14 protein-coding genes and 1 pseudogene are annotated in these 19,121 nt (G+C 65.6%); 10 read left to right on the top strand and 5 right to left on the bottom strand.

All coding sequences use genetic code 11. The features are described from left to right. The first annotated feature begins 13 nt into the window (after window positions 1-13). Together atpD and N5B55_RS15530 are read left to right on the top strand one after the other, a co-directional pair. The gene (gene atpD / locus N5B55_RS15535) at window positions 14-1,417 is read left to right on the top strand and encodes a F0F1 ATP synthase subunit beta (protein ID WP_037028786.1); all 1,404 of its coding nucleotides are present in this window, start codon (window positions 14-16) and stop codon (window positions 1,415-1,417) included. A 91-nt stretch (window positions 1,418-1,508) separates the two neighbouring features. Continuing rightward, complete coding sequence (locus N5B55_RS15530; RefSeq protein ID WP_304538605.1) at window positions 1,509-1,925, top strand: F0F1 ATP synthase subunit epsilon; 417 nt, start codon at window positions 1,509-1,511, stop codon at window positions 1,923-1,925. Between the two features lie 108 nt (window positions 1,926-2,033). On the opposite strand, the gene N5B55_RS15525 is transcribed toward N5B55_RS15530, so the two are convergent. Continuing rightward, a complete protein-coding gene (locus N5B55_RS15525) occupies window positions 2,034-4,439 on the bottom strand; it encodes a DUF6600 domain-containing protein (protein WP_304538604.1) in 2,406 nt (801 codons plus the stop codon). Between the two features lie 609 nt (window positions 4,440-5,048). Between N5B55_RS15525 and N5B55_RS15520 the strand changes: the two genes are divergently transcribed. The 3 genes from N5B55_RS15520 to N5B55_RS15510 all read left to right on the top strand — a co-directional run bounded on the left by N5B55_RS15520 (window position 5,049) and on the right by N5B55_RS15510 (window position 7,751). Next, on the top strand, window positions 5,049-6,191 hold the full coding sequence (locus N5B55_RS15520; RefSeq protein ID WP_304538603.1) for an RsiV family protein: 1,143 nt from the start codon (window positions 5,049-5,051) through the stop codon (window positions 6,189-6,191). A 20-nt stretch (window positions 6,192-6,211) separates the two neighbouring features. Then, window positions 6,212-6,673 carry a CoA-binding protein gene (locus N5B55_RS15515; RefSeq protein WP_304538602.1) on the top strand — a complete coding sequence of 154 codons (462 nt, stop codon included), beginning with the start codon at window positions 6,212-6,214 and terminating at the stop codon, window positions 6,671-6,673. Between the two features lie 130 nt (window positions 6,674-6,803). Next, window positions 6,804-7,751 carry an alpha/beta hydrolase gene (locus N5B55_RS15510; RefSeq protein ID WP_304538601.1) on the top strand — a complete coding sequence of 316 codons (948 nt, stop codon included), beginning with the start codon at window positions 6,804-6,806 and terminating at the stop codon, window positions 7,749-7,751. Between the two features lie 13 nt (window positions 7,752-7,764). Here N5B55_RS15510 and N5B55_RS15505 read toward each other — a convergent pair whose 3' ends face one another. The 3 genes from N5B55_RS15505 to gstA all read right to left on the bottom strand — a co-directional run bounded on the left by N5B55_RS15505 (window position 7,765) and on the right by gstA (window position 10,023). Beyond that, window positions 7,765-7,968: a DUF3562 domain-containing protein gene (locus tag N5B55_RS15505; RefSeq protein ID WP_304538600.1), complete on the bottom strand. Its 204-nt coding sequence runs from the start codon at window positions 7,966-7,968 to the stop codon at window positions 7,765-7,767. 171 nt (window positions 7,969-8,139) lie between these two features. Continuing rightward, window positions 8,140-9,201: a phosphate ABC transporter substrate-binding protein PstS gene (gene pstS, locus N5B55_RS15500; protein ID WP_304538599.1), complete on the bottom strand. Its 1,062-nt coding sequence runs from the start codon at window positions 9,199-9,201 to the stop codon at window positions 8,140-8,142. Window positions 9,202-9,393: 192 nt separating this feature from the next. Further along, entirely contained in the window at window positions 9,394-10,023 is a 630-nt protein-coding gene (gstA, locus tag N5B55_RS15495) for a glutathione transferase GstA (RefSeq protein WP_304538598.1), read from the bottom strand. Between the two features lie 99 nt (window positions 10,024-10,122). On the opposite strand from gstA, the gene N5B55_RS15490 reads away from it, so the two are divergent. Next, window positions 10,123-11,004 (top strand): LysR family transcriptional regulator, encoded by an 882-nt coding sequence (locus N5B55_RS15490; RefSeq protein ID WP_304538597.1) that lies wholly within the window; start codon window positions 10,123-10,125, stop codon window positions 11,002-11,004. Window position 11,005: 1 nt separating this feature from the next. Here the strand turns inward: N5B55_RS15490 and N5B55_RS15485 are convergent, their stop codons facing one another. Continuing rightward, window positions 11,006-11,935, bottom strand: coding sequence for a sterol desaturase family protein (locus N5B55_RS15485; protein ID WP_304538596.1), 930 nt, complete (start codon window positions 11,933-11,935; stop codon window positions 11,006-11,008). Window positions 11,936-12,320: 385 nt separating this feature from the next. Between N5B55_RS15485 and N5B55_RS15480 the strand changes: the two genes are divergently transcribed. The 4 genes and pseudogenes from N5B55_RS15480 (at window position 12,321) to N5B55_RS15465 (ending at window position 18,495) form a co-directional block, all read left to right on the top strand. After that, window positions 12,321-14,123 carry a methyl-accepting chemotaxis protein gene (locus N5B55_RS15480; protein WP_037028119.1) on the top strand — a complete coding sequence of 601 codons (1,803 nt, stop codon included), beginning with the start codon at window positions 12,321-12,323 and terminating at the stop codon, window positions 14,121-14,123. Window positions 14,124-14,226: 103 nt separating this feature from the next. Further along, a pseudogene (locus tag N5B55_RS15475) lies at window positions 14,227-14,418 on the top strand (cupin domain-containing protein); the annotation flags it as partial. A gap of 94 nt (window positions 14,419-14,512) precedes the next feature. Continuing rightward, the gene (gene hemE, locus N5B55_RS15470; RefSeq protein ID WP_304538594.1) at window positions 14,513-15,616 is read left to right on the top strand and encodes a uroporphyrinogen decarboxylase; all 1,104 of its coding nucleotides are present in this window, start codon (window positions 14,513-14,515) and stop codon (window positions 15,614-15,616) included. A 581-nt stretch (window positions 15,617-16,197) separates the two neighbouring features. Beyond that, window positions 16,198-18,495 (top strand): primosomal protein N', encoded by a 2,298-nt coding sequence (locus tag N5B55_RS15465; RefSeq protein ID WP_304538593.1) that lies wholly within the window; start codon window positions 16,198-16,200, stop codon window positions 18,493-18,495. The last annotated feature ends 626 nt before the right edge of the window (window positions 18,496-19,121 follow it).

Below are 19,121 nucleotides of genomic sequence, written 5' to 3'. Positions count from 1 at the left end.
GATACAAATGAGTATCGCAAACGGAAATATCGTGCAGTGCATCGGCGCCGTGGTGGACATTCAGTTCCCGCGCGACGCGATGCCGAAGGTCTACGACGCGCTGGTGCTGGACGACAGCAATGACGCTTCGTTCGCCGAGAAGGGCCTGACCTTCGAAGTGCAACAACAGCTGGGCGACGGCGTGGTGCGTACCATTGCGCTGGGTTCGTCCGACGGTCTGCGTCGCGGCATGCGCGTGGCGACCACCGGTGCGCCGATCTCGGTGCCGGTCGGTCACGGCACGCTGGGCCGCATCATGGACGTGCTGGGTCGCCCGATTGACGAAGCCGGTCCGATCGCGTCCGACGAGAAGCGCGCCATTCACCAGAAGGCCCCGAAGTTCGACGAGCTGTCGCCGTCGGTGGACCTGCTGGAAACCGGCATCAAGGTGATCGACCTGGTCTGCCCGTTCGCCAAGGGCGGTAAGGTGGGTCTGTTCGGTGGCGCCGGCGTCGGCAAGACCGTGAACATGATGGAGCTGATCAACAACATCGCCAAGCAGCACTCGGGCTTGTCGGTGTTTGCTGGCGTGGGCGAGCGTACCCGTGAGGGCAACGACTTCTACCACGAAATGAAGGACTCCAACGTGCTCGACAAGGTGGCCATGGTGTTCGGGCAGATGAACGAGCCGCCGGGCAACCGTCTGCGCGTTGCGCTGACCGGCCTGACGATGGCCGAGCGCTTCCGCGACGAAGGCCGTGACATCCTGTTCTTCGTCGACAACATCTACCGCTACACGCTGGCCGGCACTGAAGTGTCGGCACTGCTGGGCCGTATGCCTTCGGCCGTGGGCTATCAGCCGACGCTGGCTGAAGAAATGGGCAAGCTGCAGGAACGTATTACGTCGACCAAGACCGGCTCGATCACGTCGATCCAGGCCGTGTACGTGCCTGCCGATGACTTGACCGACCCGTCGCCGGCAACGACCTTCCTGCACTTGGACTCGACCGTCGTGCTGTCGCGTGACATCGCTGCACTGGGTATCTACCCCGCAGTCGATCCGCTCGACTCGACGTCGCGCCAGCTCGACCCGCAAGTGGTCGGCCAGGAGCATTACGAAGTCGCCGACCGCGTGAAGAAGACGCTGCAGCGCTACAAGGAACTGCGCGACATTATCGCGATTCTGGGCATGGACGAACTGTCGCCGGAAGACAAGCTGGCTGTGGGCCGCGCCCGTAAGATCCAGCGTTTCCTGTCGCAGCCGTTCCACGTTGCTGAAGTGTTCACGGGCTCGCCGGGCAAGTACGTGCCGCTGAAGGAAACCATCCGCGGCTTCAAGATGCTGGTGGACGGCGAGTGCGATCACCTGCCGGAACAGGCGTTCTACATGGTCGGCTCGATCGACGAAGCCTTCGAGAAGGCCAAGAAGCTCCAGTAAGAGCAACGTCTGGCACCGCGCGTGAGCCGGGGCCAGTACTGGCTTCCTGAAGCCCCTTCAGGAAGCTGCTTTTCTGAGCAAAGGAATCGAGATGGCAACCATTCATGTAGACGTCGTCAGCGCTGAGCAGGAGATCTTCTCCGGCAACGCCAAGTTCGTGGCGCTGCCTGGTGAAGCCGGCGAGCTGGGCATTCTGCCCGGCCACACGCCGCTGATCACGCGCATCAAGCCGGGCGCCGTGCGCATCGAGAAGGAAGACGGCGGCGAAGAGTTCGTGTTCGTTGCCGGTGGCATTCTCGAAGTGCAGCCGAAGAGGGTGACCGTGCTGGCCGATACCGCAATCCGCGGTCACGACCTGGACGAAGCCAAGGCGAACGAAGCCAAGCGTGCGGCCGAAGAGGCGCTGCAGAACCAAAGCAGCGATCTGGATCTGGCCCGTGCGCAAGGTGAACTGGCCGTGGCCGCTGCGCAGCTTGCAGCGATCGCGCGCCTGCGTCGCAAGCGCTAAGGCAAGTCAAGTGTGAGCTGGCCAGTGTCATCGGCCACGAGCGCAGACGAAAAAAGCAGCCCCGAAGGGCTGCTTTTTTTTTTGCCTATCAAAGGCGAGGCGCTCTGTTCAGCGGTGCTCACCTTCGTGCTTTTCCTCACCGCGATTGCCTTGCGGATGCGGTTGGGCATCATGGTGTTCCTGCCGAGGCGGTTGGGCCTGCGGTTGAGGTTGCGGCGGGCGAGCCTCAGATGGACGTGGCTGAGCCTGCGGTTGCGGCGGGCGCATCTCAACATGGGGTTGCGGTGCCGGCCGCGGGGCTTCCATGTGCGGTTCCGGCCGGCGCTGTTCTGTCTCCGGCCGGGCGTGCACCTGCGGCTGCGGCGGCTCGTTGTGCGGGTGCTCCTGTGAGGCCGGTGCTGGGGTGCCGTTGAAGCGATTCAGCTCCTGACCACCGTGCTGTGGTTGCGGTTGCGGGTGCGGCGCTTGCGTGCTGGGCTGCGGCAGTTGCGGACGCGGCTCGAAGCCCCGGCGCTCCTCGCGCGGTGTGCCGGGCGTGCCGTCGCGCTGCGGCGGGCGTGTCGTCATGCCCGCCGGGCCCTGAGGCGCCTGCGCAGTCTGCGGTTGTCCCGGGGGTTCCTGCGGCGCGGCAGCACCAGGCAAGGGGCGTGGAAGGTTGATCGAGCCTGGCGCCATCAGCGCCTGCGGAGCCGGTCCAGGCTGGGCACCACGCGGCCCTTGCGCACCTTGCGGATTCGGCGAGCTCATCAAGCCTTGCGGCCCGTTCGCAGCGTGCTGTTCCTGCGGTCGGCCCGCCTCGCTGCCGGCGTGCGCCGGCGCACTCTGCGCATTCGGAGCGGCGTGGCTCAACCGTAGACCCGCAGCCTGCGCAGCCGCGGGTGCGGTCGACATCTCTACATTGCCCTGCCCCCGCACCGGCGCGACCCGGGTGCCTGCATTGCCGCCCGTCCACGCCGGGCCAGCACCCGGCAGCGCACCGCCCTGCGAGCGGAACCGCTCTGCCAACGCATCGTGCCCGCCTGCCGGCACGGCAGGTGCGCGCACCGCAATCGCCTGGCGTGCAAATGCCTGCGGCGGCGGCAATTGATGCGGCCCGCCGTTGGCTGCTGCGCCCACAAGGCTGGCACGCACCGGTGCCAGCGCCGGCGTCGACACAAATTGCGCATGCGCCATCTGCGCGCGCAATTGTTCCGGTCGCAGATGCGTCATGGCAGGACCGACCGGCTGCCCGTTGACGAAAGTCTTGGCTGGCACCGCCGTCAGTGCGGCTGGGTTGTTGGCATTGACATAGGTGACCCGGTTCACGTTCCGAACGTTGGTCACGTTGGTGGTGTTGTTGATGATGGTCTTGTTGACCGTGACGTTGTTCACCACCACCGTGCGGTTGATGTTCGTCACGTAGGTCGGGCTGGCTGCATACACCGGGCGATACGCCTCGCCGGGCGCCAGGGGGAACCATGCCACCCCGGGTGAGCCGATCGAGATGTTGATCCCCCAGCTCACGCCGCCGCCGCCTCCGCCGCCCACGAAGCCGACGAGCGCCGGCGCATAGACGGGCCGGGGCACGACCGGCCCCGGTACCCAGCACCAGGTCGAGCCGACGTACGCCCAGCGGCCGTAGTGGAAGGGGGCGAAGCCCCACGGCGCGTCGTCCACCCACGTCCAGCCCCACGGCGCAACCCACGCCCAATGGCCTGTGCGATACGGTGCCCAGCCGACGGGTACGGCGCGCGGCACCCACACGGCGCCGTAGCCGTCTTCTTCACGCCATGTGCCGTTGTCGTCGAGGGCTTCGTAGCCGGTCATTTCGCGGCCGACGTAGCGGGCGGACACGGAAGCGTCTTCGCGGGCGTCGCGCGATTCGGCCCAGCGGTCGAAGGCGTCGCGACTGGGATTGTCGGTGCCACCGGCCTCGGCGAGGTCCGTGCCGCCAAACCGGATTTGTTGACCCGCGCCCAGCGGGGTGGAGCGGTCGTCGCCGTAGGCGGTGCCTTGACCGTGCCACACGGTGACGGTCGTGCTGGAACCATCAGGGGCGACGTCAAGACGGTATTCGCCCGGTGCCTGGGGCGTGAACGCCAGGTTGGGTGTATCGATCTCGATGGTCTGGTCGGCCGGCAGCGACCGCACGCGTACCGACAGCGCGCCTTGCGTGAGTTTTACCTGCGTGTTGCGGTCGTCCAGGTCGATCAGCGTAGCGCCAGTGTTCTGCCCGAGGCGCAGCGCCGTGGAGCCGACGTGGAGTTCGCTGTGGCTGCCCTGGTCCGACCACAGGCGATCTCCCGTGGTGAGCGGGCGGTTGAGCGAGGCGCCCGCCCAGTCGTCGGAACCCGCGGGCGCGAAGCTCACCGTGCCCGAAAAGTCCGACAGCCGAGCCACCCTCGAAGCCGGGTCGGCGGCCATCGCAGCTTGCGCACCACAGACCAGCAATACGGCGGCAACCCCCACCGCGCGCAACACGTGCGGCAGCCGTACACCGGAGCAGAGAGGGGAACGACGGGAAACCTTGGACATGATGAGGCCCTCGTTTTTATGGCGGCCTGTGCCGCGTGGATGTCTCCATTTAACGCGGCAGGCGCCGAGGGGCCGACTTGCCTTTGTAAGAGCGTGTTTCGCGCAGATGCAGGTTGGCAGCGAGATCGGCTGGATGCAATCCAATGCGGGAAGACGCCCGGACGGGGAGGCAGGCGCGCGAATTGCGCACGCAAAAAAAAGCGCGCGGGCCGGGGAGCACCGCGCGGACGGGAAATCCCTTCGAGGGGTCAATTCGAAAGGAGGGGGTAACTTTGCACCGCGACTGTGTCGTCATGAGCGCGCCAGGCGGATAGGTCATCCGGGGCCCGAGGTAGCGCACAACATTTGGACACAAACGCTGGGGTGCGAAGGCATTGTGGGTGACGGGTGGGCCCCGAGGCGTAACAAAGTGTGTCGGATTGCAATCGAATGCAAGCGTGGTAAAAGCCGCCTGGTGTGCGCCCCAATTCGCTTCTTTGGGATGTCCGGGGAACGCCTGCTGCACCTGCACAGTCCCATCGACTTGCCGCTTAGGCAGACGGAGCTTGGAAGAAGGCGAACCAGCGGGGCGTGTCCTAGTCTGGGGTGTCGCTTTGATAGGAGGGAGGCATGCACAGGCATGCGATGCACCATGTGTTGCGGAAGCCGGTGAGAGCCGGCGTTTTTGTTACCTTGATCGGGGCACTCGGCGGGGTCGGGGCCGCACAGGGCGGCACAGAAGCGGCTGCTGCTGCGCCTGCCAGCTCGGCAAGTGCGCCGGCAGCCTCCGCACCTGTTGCTTCTGCACCAACTGTCCCTCTTGCAAAAACGAAAGAGCAGCACGAGCGTCAGGCCGGCAGTTTCTGGCAGGGCACGGTGGGCAAGGGCGCCGACAGCCCTGGCTGGAACGTGTGGCTGAACGTGTACGACGTGCCACCCAAAGAGCAGGACAAAGACAAGGACCCGGTGGCCGAGACGCTGACCGGCGAAGCGTACGACGATCGCCCTCAAGGCCGCGCCTTCTGGACCATCGAAGGCCGCAACGTGCCCGAACGCCGCTTCGTGTGGCGCGAGCGCGCGGAAGCGCTCGATGCGGCCGGCCAGCCCGTGGTGCGCGAGGGCGGCACCCTTTCCGGTGCACTCTCCGCCGACGGCGCCACTGCAACCGGCACCTGGAGCGACGGTGGCCGCAGCCAGCCCTTCACGCTCAAGCGCGGGGCGCGCTATCAGGAAGCCACGGGCGGCTCCGGCCAGGCCAAGCTGACTGAGCGCTATCCGGTGACGGGCGATGCCGCCGTCGACGCGCTGATCCAGTCGCTGCGTGTGCGCAAGTGCGACCAATACGACACCGAATGCGTCATCCGCATCAGCGCCGTCGGCCTGGGCGACACCGTGAGCCTGTTGCGCATGGTCTGGGCGTACAGCGGCGGCGCGCATGGCAACTACAGCTTCACGGCCGGCAACTGGCGACGCACCGGCCAAGGTTTTCAGCCCATCGCCCTGGCCGATGTGCTGAACCCCACGCCTGCCTGCCTGCAGAGTTTCAATACGCAGGTTGTCGATGCGCTCAAGCGCGAAGGCGCACCTGATGCGCCACGCGGCGCGCTGAAGGAGCGCGACCTGCGTAACGCCGCGTTTCCGTTTACGCTGCAAGGTGACCGTATCGTCGTGCACTACGGGCCGTATGAGGTGGGGCCGTATTCGTCGGGCGCGTTCCGTGCCGCCGTGCGCTTTGACGACCTAGGCACCGCCTGCAAGCGGCCCACAACCTGATTGCCTCTGCATCGCCAACCATGTCCGCCAATCCTTCCTACGTCGACGAGCAAGCCGCCATGCGCGGGCTGCTGTCAGGCAAGACCATCGCCGTGGTCGGGCTGTCGCCGCGCCCCACGCGGCCCAGCTATGACGTGGCGCGCTATCTGCAGCAGGCCGGCTATCGCATCGTGCCCGTCAATCCGCAGCACGCGGGCGAAGACGTGCTCGGCGAGCCCTGCTATGCCACGCTCACCGAAGCGGCGACGACCCTGGCCGCCGCGGGCCAGCGCATCGATCTGGTCGATATCTTCCGTCGCTCAGAACAGGTTCTGCCCGTGGTCCAGGAAGCCGTGACGTTGGGCGTGGGCGGCATCTGGGTGCAGCTCGGCATCGTGAACGACGAGGCGATGGCCGTGGCGCGCAACGCCGGCATTCCGGCAGTGCAAGACCGCTGCACAAAGATCGAACACTGGCGACTCGGTATTGGCGAGCAAAAATGAACGCTGTACCGATGCCCCGTGAGAGACACAGCGGCACTGCCGCTCCCGCCGTTTGGATTCCTGACCTATCGGGCGATTGAAGCCAGCGCGGCGCGCTACACTCGGGCGGTCATCGCATCCCGCTTACATCATGGCTGTCGATCCGCACATCCTGCAGTTCTACCAACGTCTTGCCGACCAGTTCGGCGCCTTGCCGCCACCTGAAGATGCCGTCGCACAGCGCGCGCGATTCGAGGCGATTGCGGCTGTGTCCGATCGTCCCGATCCTGACGGCGTTGAAGTTTCCGATCTCAGCCTGCCGCTTGCCGGGCGCACGCTCGACGCCATCGTCTTTCGTCCGAAGGGTGTGGCAACGCCGCGTTTGCTGGTGTGGTTTCACGGTGGCGGATGGGTGGTCGGCGCACCGCGCACAACGCACCGCATGCTTGCTGCATTGCTGGCCCTGGACACGCGTTGCGCCGTGGTGAGTGTCGATTACCGCCTTGCGCCCGAGCACGCGTTTCCCACGCCGGCCGACGATGCACGCGACGCGCTCGCGTATCTGGCGGAGCAGCGCGCGCACCTCGGCTTCGATCCGGACTTCATCGCGGTGGGCGGCGACAGCGCGGGCGGCCATCTCGCGGTGCAGGCTGCGCAGGGCATGCGTCCTGGTCTCGTCAGCGCGCAGTTCCTGCTGTACCCCGTCACCACGCCGGCTTTCGGCAGCGAGAGCTACAACGCGTTTGCACAAGGCCCGGGTCTCACACGCGATGAAATGCGCTGGTACTGGGAGAAATACATCGGCGCTGAAGCCCTCGCCAAACCACTCGCCGAGCAGGACCCCCGCATCTTCCTGATGGCACGCCCGCCGGCCTATACGCCGCCCGATACGGTCGTCATCGTGGCCGCGCACGATGTGCTGCGCGACGACGGCCTGCAATACGCCGACTATCTCGTGCAGCACGGCGCGCAGGTCATCACCATCGAGGCGTCGGGCATGACACACGCTTTCGCGCGAATCCAGTTCGAGGCAGAGCGCGCACGCGAGTGGATGCGCCGCGCGGCGCATGCATTCGTCGGGATGATCAGCGAGGAATAAGCGGAGGGCAGGGCTAGCGCGTCGGCGTCCGGCGCGGGCGGAACGCGGCGAGCACCCGGCGTGTGACAAACAGCGAGAGATAGTCGTGCACGCTGGCATCGGCGGCCAATGTGCGCATTGTCTGCATGTACTGCTCGCGGACGAGATCGGCCGGTGCGCCGGTGTCCTGTGCGATCTGCTGGATCTGCTCGTCCTGGTCTGCGATGGCGGTGCCCATGATTCCCTCCCGTCGTTGCTTTGGCAGTGACGCGCGGGGCTGTCGTGCGCGGCGAGTGATCACTATAGGAAACACGCCGGAACAATCCAGCCTTGTTGCAAAGCTTTCAGCGGGGCATGTGCGCGGCATCAAAACGGTGCTGTTGCCGGGCAGACACTGCACCGGCAAGGATCATTTCCCCCAGTTTGCGGGCATGCTCTGGAGGCCGATGGCTGCGCCCGATGCATCCGTCACGCGTGCCAGTTCGCGATACGCAATCGCCTGCACGCGCTCGGGCAGCGGCACGAACTTCGCACGCGCGGCCAGCTCGTCGCCGTGGAAGTAGCCCCACGTCAGGAACTTCAGCGCGGCTAGCGTGCGTGGGCCCGACGCACTGACCGCCGGCACGATGATGAAGGTGCCCATGGTGATCGGCCACGTCTCCGCCCCCGGCAGGTTCACCAAGGGCGCGGTGAAGTCGCCCTTGCGGTTCCACGCGCTCTGCATCACGGCCTCGCGGAAGCCGCTCACCTGGGCGCTCACGAAGCGGCCTGCCACATTGCGCAGTTGCACGCCGCTCAGGTCGTTGTCGAGGATGTAGTTGTAGTCGACGTAACCGATGGCGCCGGGCGTGGCCTGCACCGCCTTGACCACATCGCCGCTTCCCTTTGCCGCGGTGAAGCCTGCCGGCCAGTTGATCGTCGACTTGGTGCCGTAAGCGCTTTTCCAGTCGGCGCTGACTGCACTCAGATAGTCGGTGAAGTGGTACGTCGTACCTGAGCCATCGGCGCGCACGACCGGATGGATCTTCAGCTTGGGCAGCGTCACACCGGGGTTCAGCGCGCGCAGCTCGGGCGCATCCCAGCTCTCGACCTTGCCGAGGAAGATCTGCGCCAGCAGTTCGCCCGTCAATTTGAGTTGACCGCGTGGTACGCCCGGCAGATTCACGAACGGCACCGCACCCGTCACGACCGACGGCACGCAGACGAGGCCGGCCTTGGCTGCCTCGGCGCTGGAGAGCGGCACGTCCGACGCCCCGAAATCGACGGCGCCCGCGCGGATGCGCTTCAGACCTTCCCCGGAGCCCACCGCGTCATAGCTGAGCGTGACGCCTGATGATGCGGCATACCCCGCCGACCAGACACGATAGACCGGCGCAGCGGCGGTCGAACCTGCGCCGCGCACTTCCGCGCGCGCGAGAACCGGCAAGCCCGAAACCGCAACGGCCAGGGCGAGAACAACGTGCTTGAACATGGGGAGACCTGCGGACTGCAGAAGACGCAAAGCGTGCGATTGTAGCGACGCACGTGTGACAACGCGCCATGCCCCGCAGATAGAGCCTATCTACAACATGGGGATGTGTTGTAAGACGTTCCGCAAACGTTAGGCGGAGTAGGGGGAGGGATCAGCGGTTGTGTTTAAGCCCCGCCGATCCCGGGCGACGGATCAGGCGACAGCGCTGGTCGCGTCAGCCTTGATCAGGCCTTCCGCCGTCAACGCTTCAACCACGTGCGGCCGTGCAGCCACCCGGGCCATATACGCCTGCACATTCGGATAGGCGCCCATCGGCAGCGCCAGGATGTTCGTCCAGTTCAGCACCGCAAAGGCGTAGGCGTCGGCCACGCTGTAGGTGTCGGCCAGGTATGGCTGTTTGGCAAGGCGCGCGTCGAGTTCGGCAAAGCGCCTGGCCAGCTTGTCTTTAGCGCCTTGGCGCGTGGCTTCGGGGGTGTCCTTGTACCAGAGCGGGCCGAAGCCTTTATGCAGTTCGGTGCTGACAAAGGCGAGCCATTCGATCACGGCCAGGCGGTGCGCACTCCCAGGCTTGCCGATCAACGCCTGCGCCGGGTCGAGGTCGGCCACATATTGCAGCAGCGCAGCGCCTTCGGTGTGGCGCGAGCCGTCGGCCAGTTCCAGCAGCGGCACGTAACCGCGCGGCGAAATCGTATAGAAATCCGTGCCGTCAGCGGTGAGGTGCTTGGTCAGGTCGACGGCGGTCAGGTCAAACTGCGCACCCACTTCGCGCAGGGCGATATGCACAGCCAGCGAGCAGGCGCCGGCGGAGTAATAGAGCTTCATGGTCATCGTCTCGTGAACAGGTTGGGAAGCCGCCAACGGCGGCGGTGACGACACTGTAGGATTGCGCCAGTGCCATTGAAATAGGCGGAGCAGTAAATCATGCTTGCACAAACGCAATACCGATTGAGCGCGGCAGACCTTGAGATCGTGCTGGCGATGGTGCGTACGGGCACGCTGGCAGCGGCCGGCGAACGGCTTGGCGTGGATGCGTCCACGGTATTCCGGTCCTTGCAGCGCATCGAGCGCGGGCTGGGCACCACGCTGTTTGCGCGGTCGCGCACGGGCTACTTGGCGGGGGACCTGGCGCACGCGCTGGCGGAACAGGCCGAGCAGGTGGAATCGGCGCTCGAGGCCGCGCGATCGGCGGTGCATGCGGTGCCCGATCAGGTGTCGGGCACGGTACGCATCACCACTACGGACACCATCCTCGTCGGCCTGGTCGCGCCCGCGTTGAAGGCGCTGCAGGCTCAGCATCCGCATCTGCGCTACGACCTCCGGGTGAGCAACGAGTTGGCCAGCCTGACCCGGCGCGATGCCGACATTGCCGTGCGGGCCACGCACCGTCCGCCCCAGCATTTGGTGGGCAAACGCATCGGCTCGATTCGCGTGGGGCTATACGCCGGGCGCGCAAGCGGCATCACCTACGCCGATGTCGAAGCGGGCCGCACGCCGTGGGTGGCGGTCGACGACGCGATTCCCGATCACCCGTCGGTGGGTTGGCGCAAACGCCATTTCCCCAAGGTCATGCCCACGTACTTCGTCAACAGCCTGCAGATCGCGGCCGAGATGGTGGGGATGGGGGTGGGCGTCGGGATCCTTCCCCTGCTGATGGCGCAGGAGCGCCGCGATCTGGTGCCGCTGCGGGATCTGCAAGATGCCAATCAATCGGAACTGTGGCTGCTGACCCATCCGGAATCGCGCCACTTACGGCGGATTGCCGTGGTGTACGGGCACTTGGCGCAGACGCTGCGGTTGCCGTAGGTCAGTTGGCAGCAACGGCCGGTGCGACGGCGGGCTCGTCAGGAATGAGCTCGGCGCGGCGACGCAGATCCTCCGTCGTTTCGCCATGGCCGTCGGGCCGCCAGCCCGGCGGGCGGAACAGGTAACCCAGTACTTCGCTGGCCGATCGGGCCGTCTTGAGGTCGTGCCAGAGCGCACGCCAGTGCGCGAATTCGATCACCAGCAGGTTGTACGTTCGCATCGGGCGCACGAGGCCGTAGCGGCACGGCACGTCTTTGCGTTCGGGGATGTAGGTGCCGAACAGCCGGTCGAACACGATCAGCACGCCGCCGTAATTGCCATCCAGATATTCGAGGTTGGACGCGTGATGCACACGGTGGGCCGACGGCGTGTTGAGCACCCATTCCAGGGGCCCGAGGCGGGGGATCCAGGTGGCGTGAATCCAGAACTGGTACAGCAGGTTGAGCGACAGCAGCATCAGCACGATGCGCGGCGGCATGCCCAGCAGCGGCGCCAGCGCAAAGAACGCGAGCGTGCCGGTCAACCGGCCCGTCCAGCCGAAGCGGTAGGCGGCGGACAGGTTCAGGTCATTCGGCGAATGGTGGATGGCGTGCGTGCACCAGAACCAGCGCACCCGGTGCGCGGCGCGGTGGTACCAGTAGTAGCAGAACTCCTGGCCAAGAAAGCACGCGGCCCAGCCCGTCCAGTGGTCCATCGGCAGCGTCCAGAGACGATGCTGGTAGACCCATTCCAAGCCTTGCGTCCAGAACGCCAGCGGCAGCAGCCAGCGTAGTGGGTACTCGCGTACCAGAAAATCCACCACCGACACGGCGGCAGCCTTCCAGTCGTAGCTACCCCAGCCGTTTCTCAATGACAGCACGATCGCCTCGGCCAGTGACGACACCAGCACGAGCACGACGGCAATCTTCAGGATGGTGAACAGCACGGCCATGGCGCTGGGCTCCCGGCTGTGTAGGGAATGCCAGCGACGGTACTGCAAACGGTGCCGGGGCGGCAATCGGGGCCGACGCCGGGGTGTCTTACAACGTGTTCAACGCGCCCAGGTGTTGTTGCGGTTTCCGCAGGCGGGGTCGATTTGAAGGGCCTCGTGCATGAGCGCGTGTTTCAACACGATGGATTGCCTGGGCAATCACGCGGGGCGTTGCCTTTTATCGCCCCCATCCTTTCGTAGAAACGGGTTTTGCCGCCTCAAGTTCGCGTGTGCGGTGCCGTAGCAGCTTGAGTGGCCCCCGACAGCCAGCAGTCGGTTCTGGAGGGCGCTACGGCAAATACCGTACGCAGTCAGATTCATGGAAAAGGTTTGGCCTGGAAGAATCATGATCTCCTCTCTCCGCACCCGAATTCTCCTCATCTCATCGGCCACGGTCGTCGGCGCCCTCGCCCTGTCCGGCGCTGCCACCTATTCCATCGTGCGCTCCAACACGATGGAATCGATCGACCAGAACCTGGCTGCCATCGCCAGCGGCAATACGCTCGCCATCGACAAATGGGTCGCGGCGAAGGCGCAGGCCGTCAAGGCCACCGCGGGCGTGATCGAGCACGGTGACCCGCAAGGCTTCGGCAAGCACATGGGCGACGCCAACGGCTTCCCCATCATCACGATCGGCTGGACCGACAAGAGCTTCATCTCCACCAGCGCCACCACGCCGAAGGATTACGACCCGACGGCCCGCCCCTGGTATAAGCAGGCCCTTGCCGCAGGCCAACTGCTCGTCACCAAGCCCTACGGCGACGTGTCGACCGGCGTGCCGTACGTTTCGTTTGCAGCGCCGCTCGTCAAGAACGGCGAAACCACCGGCGCGCTCTCCGGTGCAGTGCCGCTCGACGGCGTGCGCGAGGTGGTGGCAGCGGTACACCCGACACCGTCGAGCCTGGCCTTCGTGGTCGCCAAGGACGGTCAGGTCATTGCCCACCCCGACGCAAAGCTGATGCTCAAGCCGGCCACCGACGTGGCGGCATCGCTGACCGCCGAGACGCTCGCCAACCTGGCCAAGGCGACCTCGCCGCTGGAGGTTGAACTGGCCGGTGCGCCGAAGCTGCTCAAGGCGCAGGCTGTGCAGGGCACCGACTGGTATCTCGTGATTGCGTTGGACAAGGCCGAAGCCACAGCCGGTCTGCGCAACGTCGTCAAGGCGCTGGCCGTGGCCATGGTGCTGCTGACGCTGGCCGCCGTGGGCATCGCCGCGTACTTCACGTCGCAGTCGTTCCGCCGCCTGTCGCAGGTGCGCGATGCGATGGACACCATCGGCTCCGGCGGAGGCGACCTGACGCACCGCCTGCCCGTGGTCGGCAACGATGAAGTCGCCCAGATCAGCGCCTCGTTCAACACGTTCATCGACAAGATCGGCGAAGTGCTGCTGGAAGTGCGCGCCAGCGTCGACAGCATGAAGTCCGCCACGGGCGAGATCGAAGCGGGCAACCGTGACCTGTCCAACCGCACCGAGGTTTCGGCCAGCAACCTGCAGGAAACCTCCGCCGCGTTGACGGAGCTGACGACCAGCGTGAAGAACTCCGCCGATGCGGCCGTGCAGGCCACGCGCCTGGCGAGCGACGCAAGCGAGGCCGCCATGCGCGGCGGCGAAGTCGTCTCCAGCGCCGTCAACACGATGGACGAGATCGCCAAGTCTTCGGCGCGCATTACGGAAATCATTGGCGTGATCGACAGCATTGCGTTCCAGACCAACATCCTCGCGCTGAACGCCGCGGTGGAAGCCGCCCGCGCCGGCGAGAACGGCCGCGGCTTTGCCGTGGTGGCCGGCGAGGTGCGCACGCTGGCGCAACGCAGCGCCACGGCCGCCCGCGAAATCAAGGACCTGATCCAGGCATCGGAGGCCAGCGTGAAGACCGGCGCGCAACGCGTGCAGGCTGCGGGCGCCACGATGCAGGAAATCGTGCAGGGCATCGAGCGTGTCGCGCGCATCATCGGCGAGATCGACGGCGCGATGCATGAGCAAAGCACCGGTATCAGCCAGATCGATCGCAGCGTCGCCGAGATGGACCAGGCCACGCAGCAGAACGCCGCGCTGGTGGAGCAGTCGACGGCTGCATCCTCGATGCTCAACGAGCAGGCGCACGGTCTGGCTCGCACGGTTGGGCTGTTCAAGCTGCGCAGCGCCTGACGCGTCATCCCCTTTCTTCAGTGCGCCGGGCCGGGGGCTCCGTTGCCTGGCATGGAGCCTCGGCAATTTCCCCCGCGCCTTTCACCTGTGGCGGACGTTGCCTGACCTCCAGTACGTCATGTCGGGCACGGCCACCGTGTGGCTCGGCCATGCGCCGCGCGAGGTCCGGGCGGGCGATCTGGACGTGATTCCGCGCGGCGTGGTGCACGGAACGCTGACTACCAGCACGGAGTTCAAGACGATGGCGATCAAGCTGCCGCCGCAGCGCGCAGGCGAGACGGACAAGGTGCCGTGATCTCCGCGCCGTGATCTTCGGTATGTTGGCCTGGGTCAGGTCGGGAGAAAAACACCATCCCTTACAATGGCGCCCTCCTCAAGAGTCCATCGCCATGTCCGCACCGCTCGCCAACGACACCTTCCTGCGCGCCCTGCGCCGCCAGCCGACCGACTACACGCCGTTGTGGCTGATGCGCCAGGCGGGTCGCTATCTGCCCGAGTACAACGCCACGCGCGCGCGCGCCGGCAGCTTTCTCGGCCTGGCCAAGTCGCCGGCGTATGCGACCGAGGTGACGTTGCAGCCGCTGGATCGCTACCCGTTGGACGCGGCAATCCTGTTTTCCGACATCCTGACCGTCCCCGATGCCATGGGCCTGGGCCTGTCGTTCGCGCAGGGCGAAGGCCCGCGTTTTGCCAAGCCGGTGCGCACGGAAGCGGATGTGGCGGCGCTGTCGGTGCCGGACATGTCGTCGCTGCAATACGTGTTCGATGCCGTGGCGGAAATCCGCCGTGCGCTCGTGCAGGACGGCCGCCAGCGTGTGCCGCTCATCGGCTTCTCGGGCAGCCCGTGGACGCTCGCCTGCTACATGGTCGAAGGCGGCGGCTCGGACGACTTCCGCACCGTCAAGTCGATGCTCTACGCGCGCCCGGACCTGATGCACCGCATCCTGGAGATCAATGCCCAAGCCGTGATCGACTATCTGAATGCGCAGATTGAGGCCGGTGCCCAGGCTGTGCAGGTGTTCGATACCTGGGGCGGGGCGCTGGCCGATGGCATCTACCAGGAGTTTTCGCTGGCCTACATGGCGCGGGTGGTGAACGGTATTCGCGCCGGGGCGGACGGCAAGCGCGTGCCCGTCATCCTGTTCACCAAGGGCGGTGGGCTGTGGCTCGAAGCCATGGCCGAGACCGGTGCGGATGCGCTGGGCGTGGACTGGACCGTCAACCTGCAGCTCGCCCGTCAGCGAACGGCAGGGCGCGTCGCGCTCCAGGGCAATCTGGACCCGACCGTGCTGTTTGCCGAGCCGGACGCCATTTGCGCCCAGGTGCGGCGCGTGCTGGAAGACTACGCAGCCAGCGGCGACAGCGAGGGCCACATCTTCAACCTCGGCCACGGCATCTCGCAATTCACGCCGCCCGAAGCGGTGTCGGTGCTGGTGGACGAGGTGCACAGCTTCAGCCGCGCGCTGCGCCAGAAAGCACAATCCTCTGTGTGAGTTGAATGTTGCGGTGCGATAGCGTTTGAAGCGTGCCGCAGTAGTGCGTGAAGTTGGGGGCACGGGTGGTATCTTCGCCGCTTTGGTGCAGTCGGGGTGAGTGACTACTCGCGTGCCGGTGGCCCCATCTGGCCCGAAAGGGGTGTCAAGCGATTTATTTCGCGCTTTCTGGTGCGTAAGCCGACTGTCAAGACTTGACTTATGCACAAAGCTGTCGCGGCCGGTTCTTTCCGCGGCGCAACAGGGGTGGCTGTGTGCACGCAACGCATAAGTGTTTGATTTTTCTGAAAGAAAGCCGCGTGCGCGTAAATCGTGCAAGCTAGAAAAACGGCGTATCTATCGGCATTTGCGGGCGCAGCCGCCGACTTTTCAACAAAGTTATCCACAGGCCGTGTGGATAGCCCGGAAAACGGTCGCCGATCAGGGCGCCAAGACACAAACCTCAAGTGATACTTGAACATTGAACCGAGCGCACCAATGGCTGTGCAGGCAAGGTGAGATGGGCAAGACGCATTTTCCAGGTGCAGGATCCGCCGCTGCATCGCAACAATCTGTTTGCAATTCAACCCTCCGCGCTACGCATGACCGCCCCCTCCGTCGACGCCGCGATCTCCGATGCCAACGTGTCGGCCGCCATTGCGCGGGTGGTGATCGATACGCCGCTCGACGCCGTGTTCGATTACCGGTGTGCGCAGTCTGTGCTGCCGGGGCAATTGGTGGTCGTGCCCTTCGGCAATCGGCGAGTGGTGGCGTTGGTGGTCGACACTGCGGTGACTACCGACGTCCCCCAGGAAAAGCTGCGCGATGTGGAGCGGGTGCTGGACTGGGTGCCGCCCCTCGACGCCGAATGGCGGGCGCTCGCTGAATTTGCGGCCGGTTACTACCACCGTGCGCTCGGTGAGGTGACGTTGCCGGCGCTCCCGCCGCTGTGGCGCACGCCCGGCAGTTGGGACAACCTCGCCCGGCAGGCCACCGAGACCGTCTACGTGATGTTTGAACCGGCCCGGGCAGCGTTGCTGGACAGCATTCCGAAACGTGCGTCCGGCGCCATGCGATTGGCCGAAGCGCTGACAGGCGATGGCGAGTTATCCACCAGCGCGGCCGTCGAGCTGCACGGGCAAGCCGTTGCCAAGCTGCGCGATTGGGCCACCGTCGGCTGGCTGCGCGCAGAACTGCGGCCGAAGGCGCTGCTGCCGCAACCGCTCGAACTCCCGGCGCCTTCCGTCGCGCCCCCCTTGAACGATGAGCAGGCCGCCGCCGTGGCAGCCATTGCCCAAGCTGGCGCGGCTGGCTCCTTCAGCCCGTTCCTGTTGTACGGCGTGACCGGCAGCGGCAAGACCGAGGTCTACCTGCACGCCATCGCCGATGCGCTGGCGCGGGACCCTGCGGCCCAGGTGCTGATGCTGGTGCCCGAGATCAACCTGACGCCGCAGCTGGAAGCACGCATCGCCGCACGTTTTCCGGGCGTGCCCATGGCGGCGCTGCACAGCGGCCTGGCCGAACAGCCGCGCGCGTTGAACTGGCTCGCCGCGCATCGCGGTGAGGCGCGCATCGTGCTCGGCACGCGGCTGGCGATGCTGGCGTCGTTGCCCAACCTCGCGCTCATCCTCGTCGACGAAGAACACGACACGTCGTACAAGCAGCAGGAAGGCCTGCGCTATTCCGCACGGGATCTGGCGCTCTGGCGTGCCAAGCAGCGCAACATCCCCGTGGTGCTGGGCTCGGCCACGCCGTCCCTGGAAACGTGGTGGCGCGCCGAGCAGACGCCCACCACGCGCCTGACGCTCTCGCGGCGCGCGCAGGCCGAAGCAGTGCTGCCGCGCGTGTCGCTCATCGACCTGAATCTGGAGCGCCGCGCCGGGCGCCAGATTCGCGATGGCCTGTCCAAACCACTCGTCGACGCGATTGCCGATCGCCTGGCGCGCGGCGAACAGAGCCTGCTGTTCCTCAACCGCCGCGGCTACGCGCCCGTGCTCTCGTGCGACGCGTGCGGCTGGCTCTCGGGCTGTCCGCGCTGCTCGGCGTACCTGGTGCTGCACAAGCCCGAGCGGCGCCTGCGCTGCCACCACTGCGGGTACGAATCGCGCATCCCGCATCATTGCCCGGACTGCGGCAACGTCGACATCGCCCCGCTCGGGCGTGGCACCCAGCGCATCGAAGAGACGCTCGGCGAGCTGTTCCCACAGGCCCGCGTCGCCCGCATCGACGCCGATTCCACCCGCCGCAAGGGCAGCGCCGAAGCGCTGTTCGACACCGTGCACGAAGGCAGCGTCGACATCCTGATCGGCACGCAGATGGTCGCCAAGGGGCACGACTTCCAGCGCGTGACGCTGGTCGGCGTGGTCGCGCCCGATTCCTCGCTGTTTTCGCACGACTTCCGGGCCGGAGAGCATCTCTTTGCCTCGCTGATGCAGGTGGCAGGCCGCGCGGGCCGTGCGGGCCTGGCGGGCGAGGTGCTGATTCAGACGCGGTATCCGGATGCCCCGGCGCTGCAGGCGCTGGTTCGACATGATTACGATGGTTTCGCGCGCCAGTTGCTGCGGGAACGCAAGCAAGCCGGGCTGCCGCCGTTTGCCTATCAAGCCCTGCTCACCGCCGAGCACAAGGAAGTCGCGCGGGCGCTTGAATTCTTGAGTGCTGCGCGCTCGGCAGGTGAATCCTTGGCTGCTGAATTGGGCGCGCCAGTGTTCTTGCATGACCCGGTGCCGATGACGATGGTGCGGCTGGCCAACCGCGAGCGCGCGCAGTTGCTGGTGGAATCGGGTTCTCGGGCGGCTTTGCAGAAGCTTTTGACGGCTTGGACTGAGGGGTTTGCGGGGATCGGCAAGACCGTGAAGGGGGTGCGGTGGCAGTTGGAGATCGATCCTTTGAGGATTTGAGGACTTGGACTTGGACTTGAGGACTTGAGGGGCTGGTGGTCCATCTCCCTTTCGGTCCCTGCCGGGACCGACTCACTTTTCTTTGTCTTGCCAAAGAAAAGTAAGCAAAAGAAAGGCGCGCCCGAGATGGCGAAAGATTCCTTGAATTTGCGTAACCGGGCGGAGGTGGGGAAAACTCGCTTCGCTCAGACAGTTCCCCACCTTTTTTCCGCCCGCTTACGAAAATTCAAGGCGCCATCAAGGGCTCAACGTCAAAAGAGAAAGGCCAACCCATCGCGGTTGGCCTTTGTCGTTTGGGCTGGCGCTCAGATGGTTCGGCTTTTGTCCTTTGACTTTCCTGCCCTAGATGGCGCCTTGAATTTCTGTTGCAGGGAGGAAAAAGAGGGGAGGCCTGTCTGAGCGAAGCGAGTTTGCCTCCCCTCCCTCCCTGCGACATAAATTCAAGGAATCTTTCGCCATCTCGGGCGCGCATTTCTTTGCTTACTTTCTTTGGGCAAGACCAAAGAAAGTGAGTCAGCCCCGGCAGGGGATGAAACAAGGGATGCACCAAAAGCAAAACACCCGCCCACCAAAACAATAAAAGTCGCCCGAAAGTCCCCCATCCGCCTCTGCGGTTGCACCACCAT

It is taken from the genome of Ralstonia pickettii (genome assembly GCF_030582395.1).
Taxonomy (GTDB): Bacteria; Pseudomonadota; Gammaproteobacteria; order Burkholderiales; family Burkholderiaceae; genus Ralstonia; species Ralstonia pickettii_D.
This window is presented reverse-complemented; position numbering and strand designations above follow the sequence as displayed.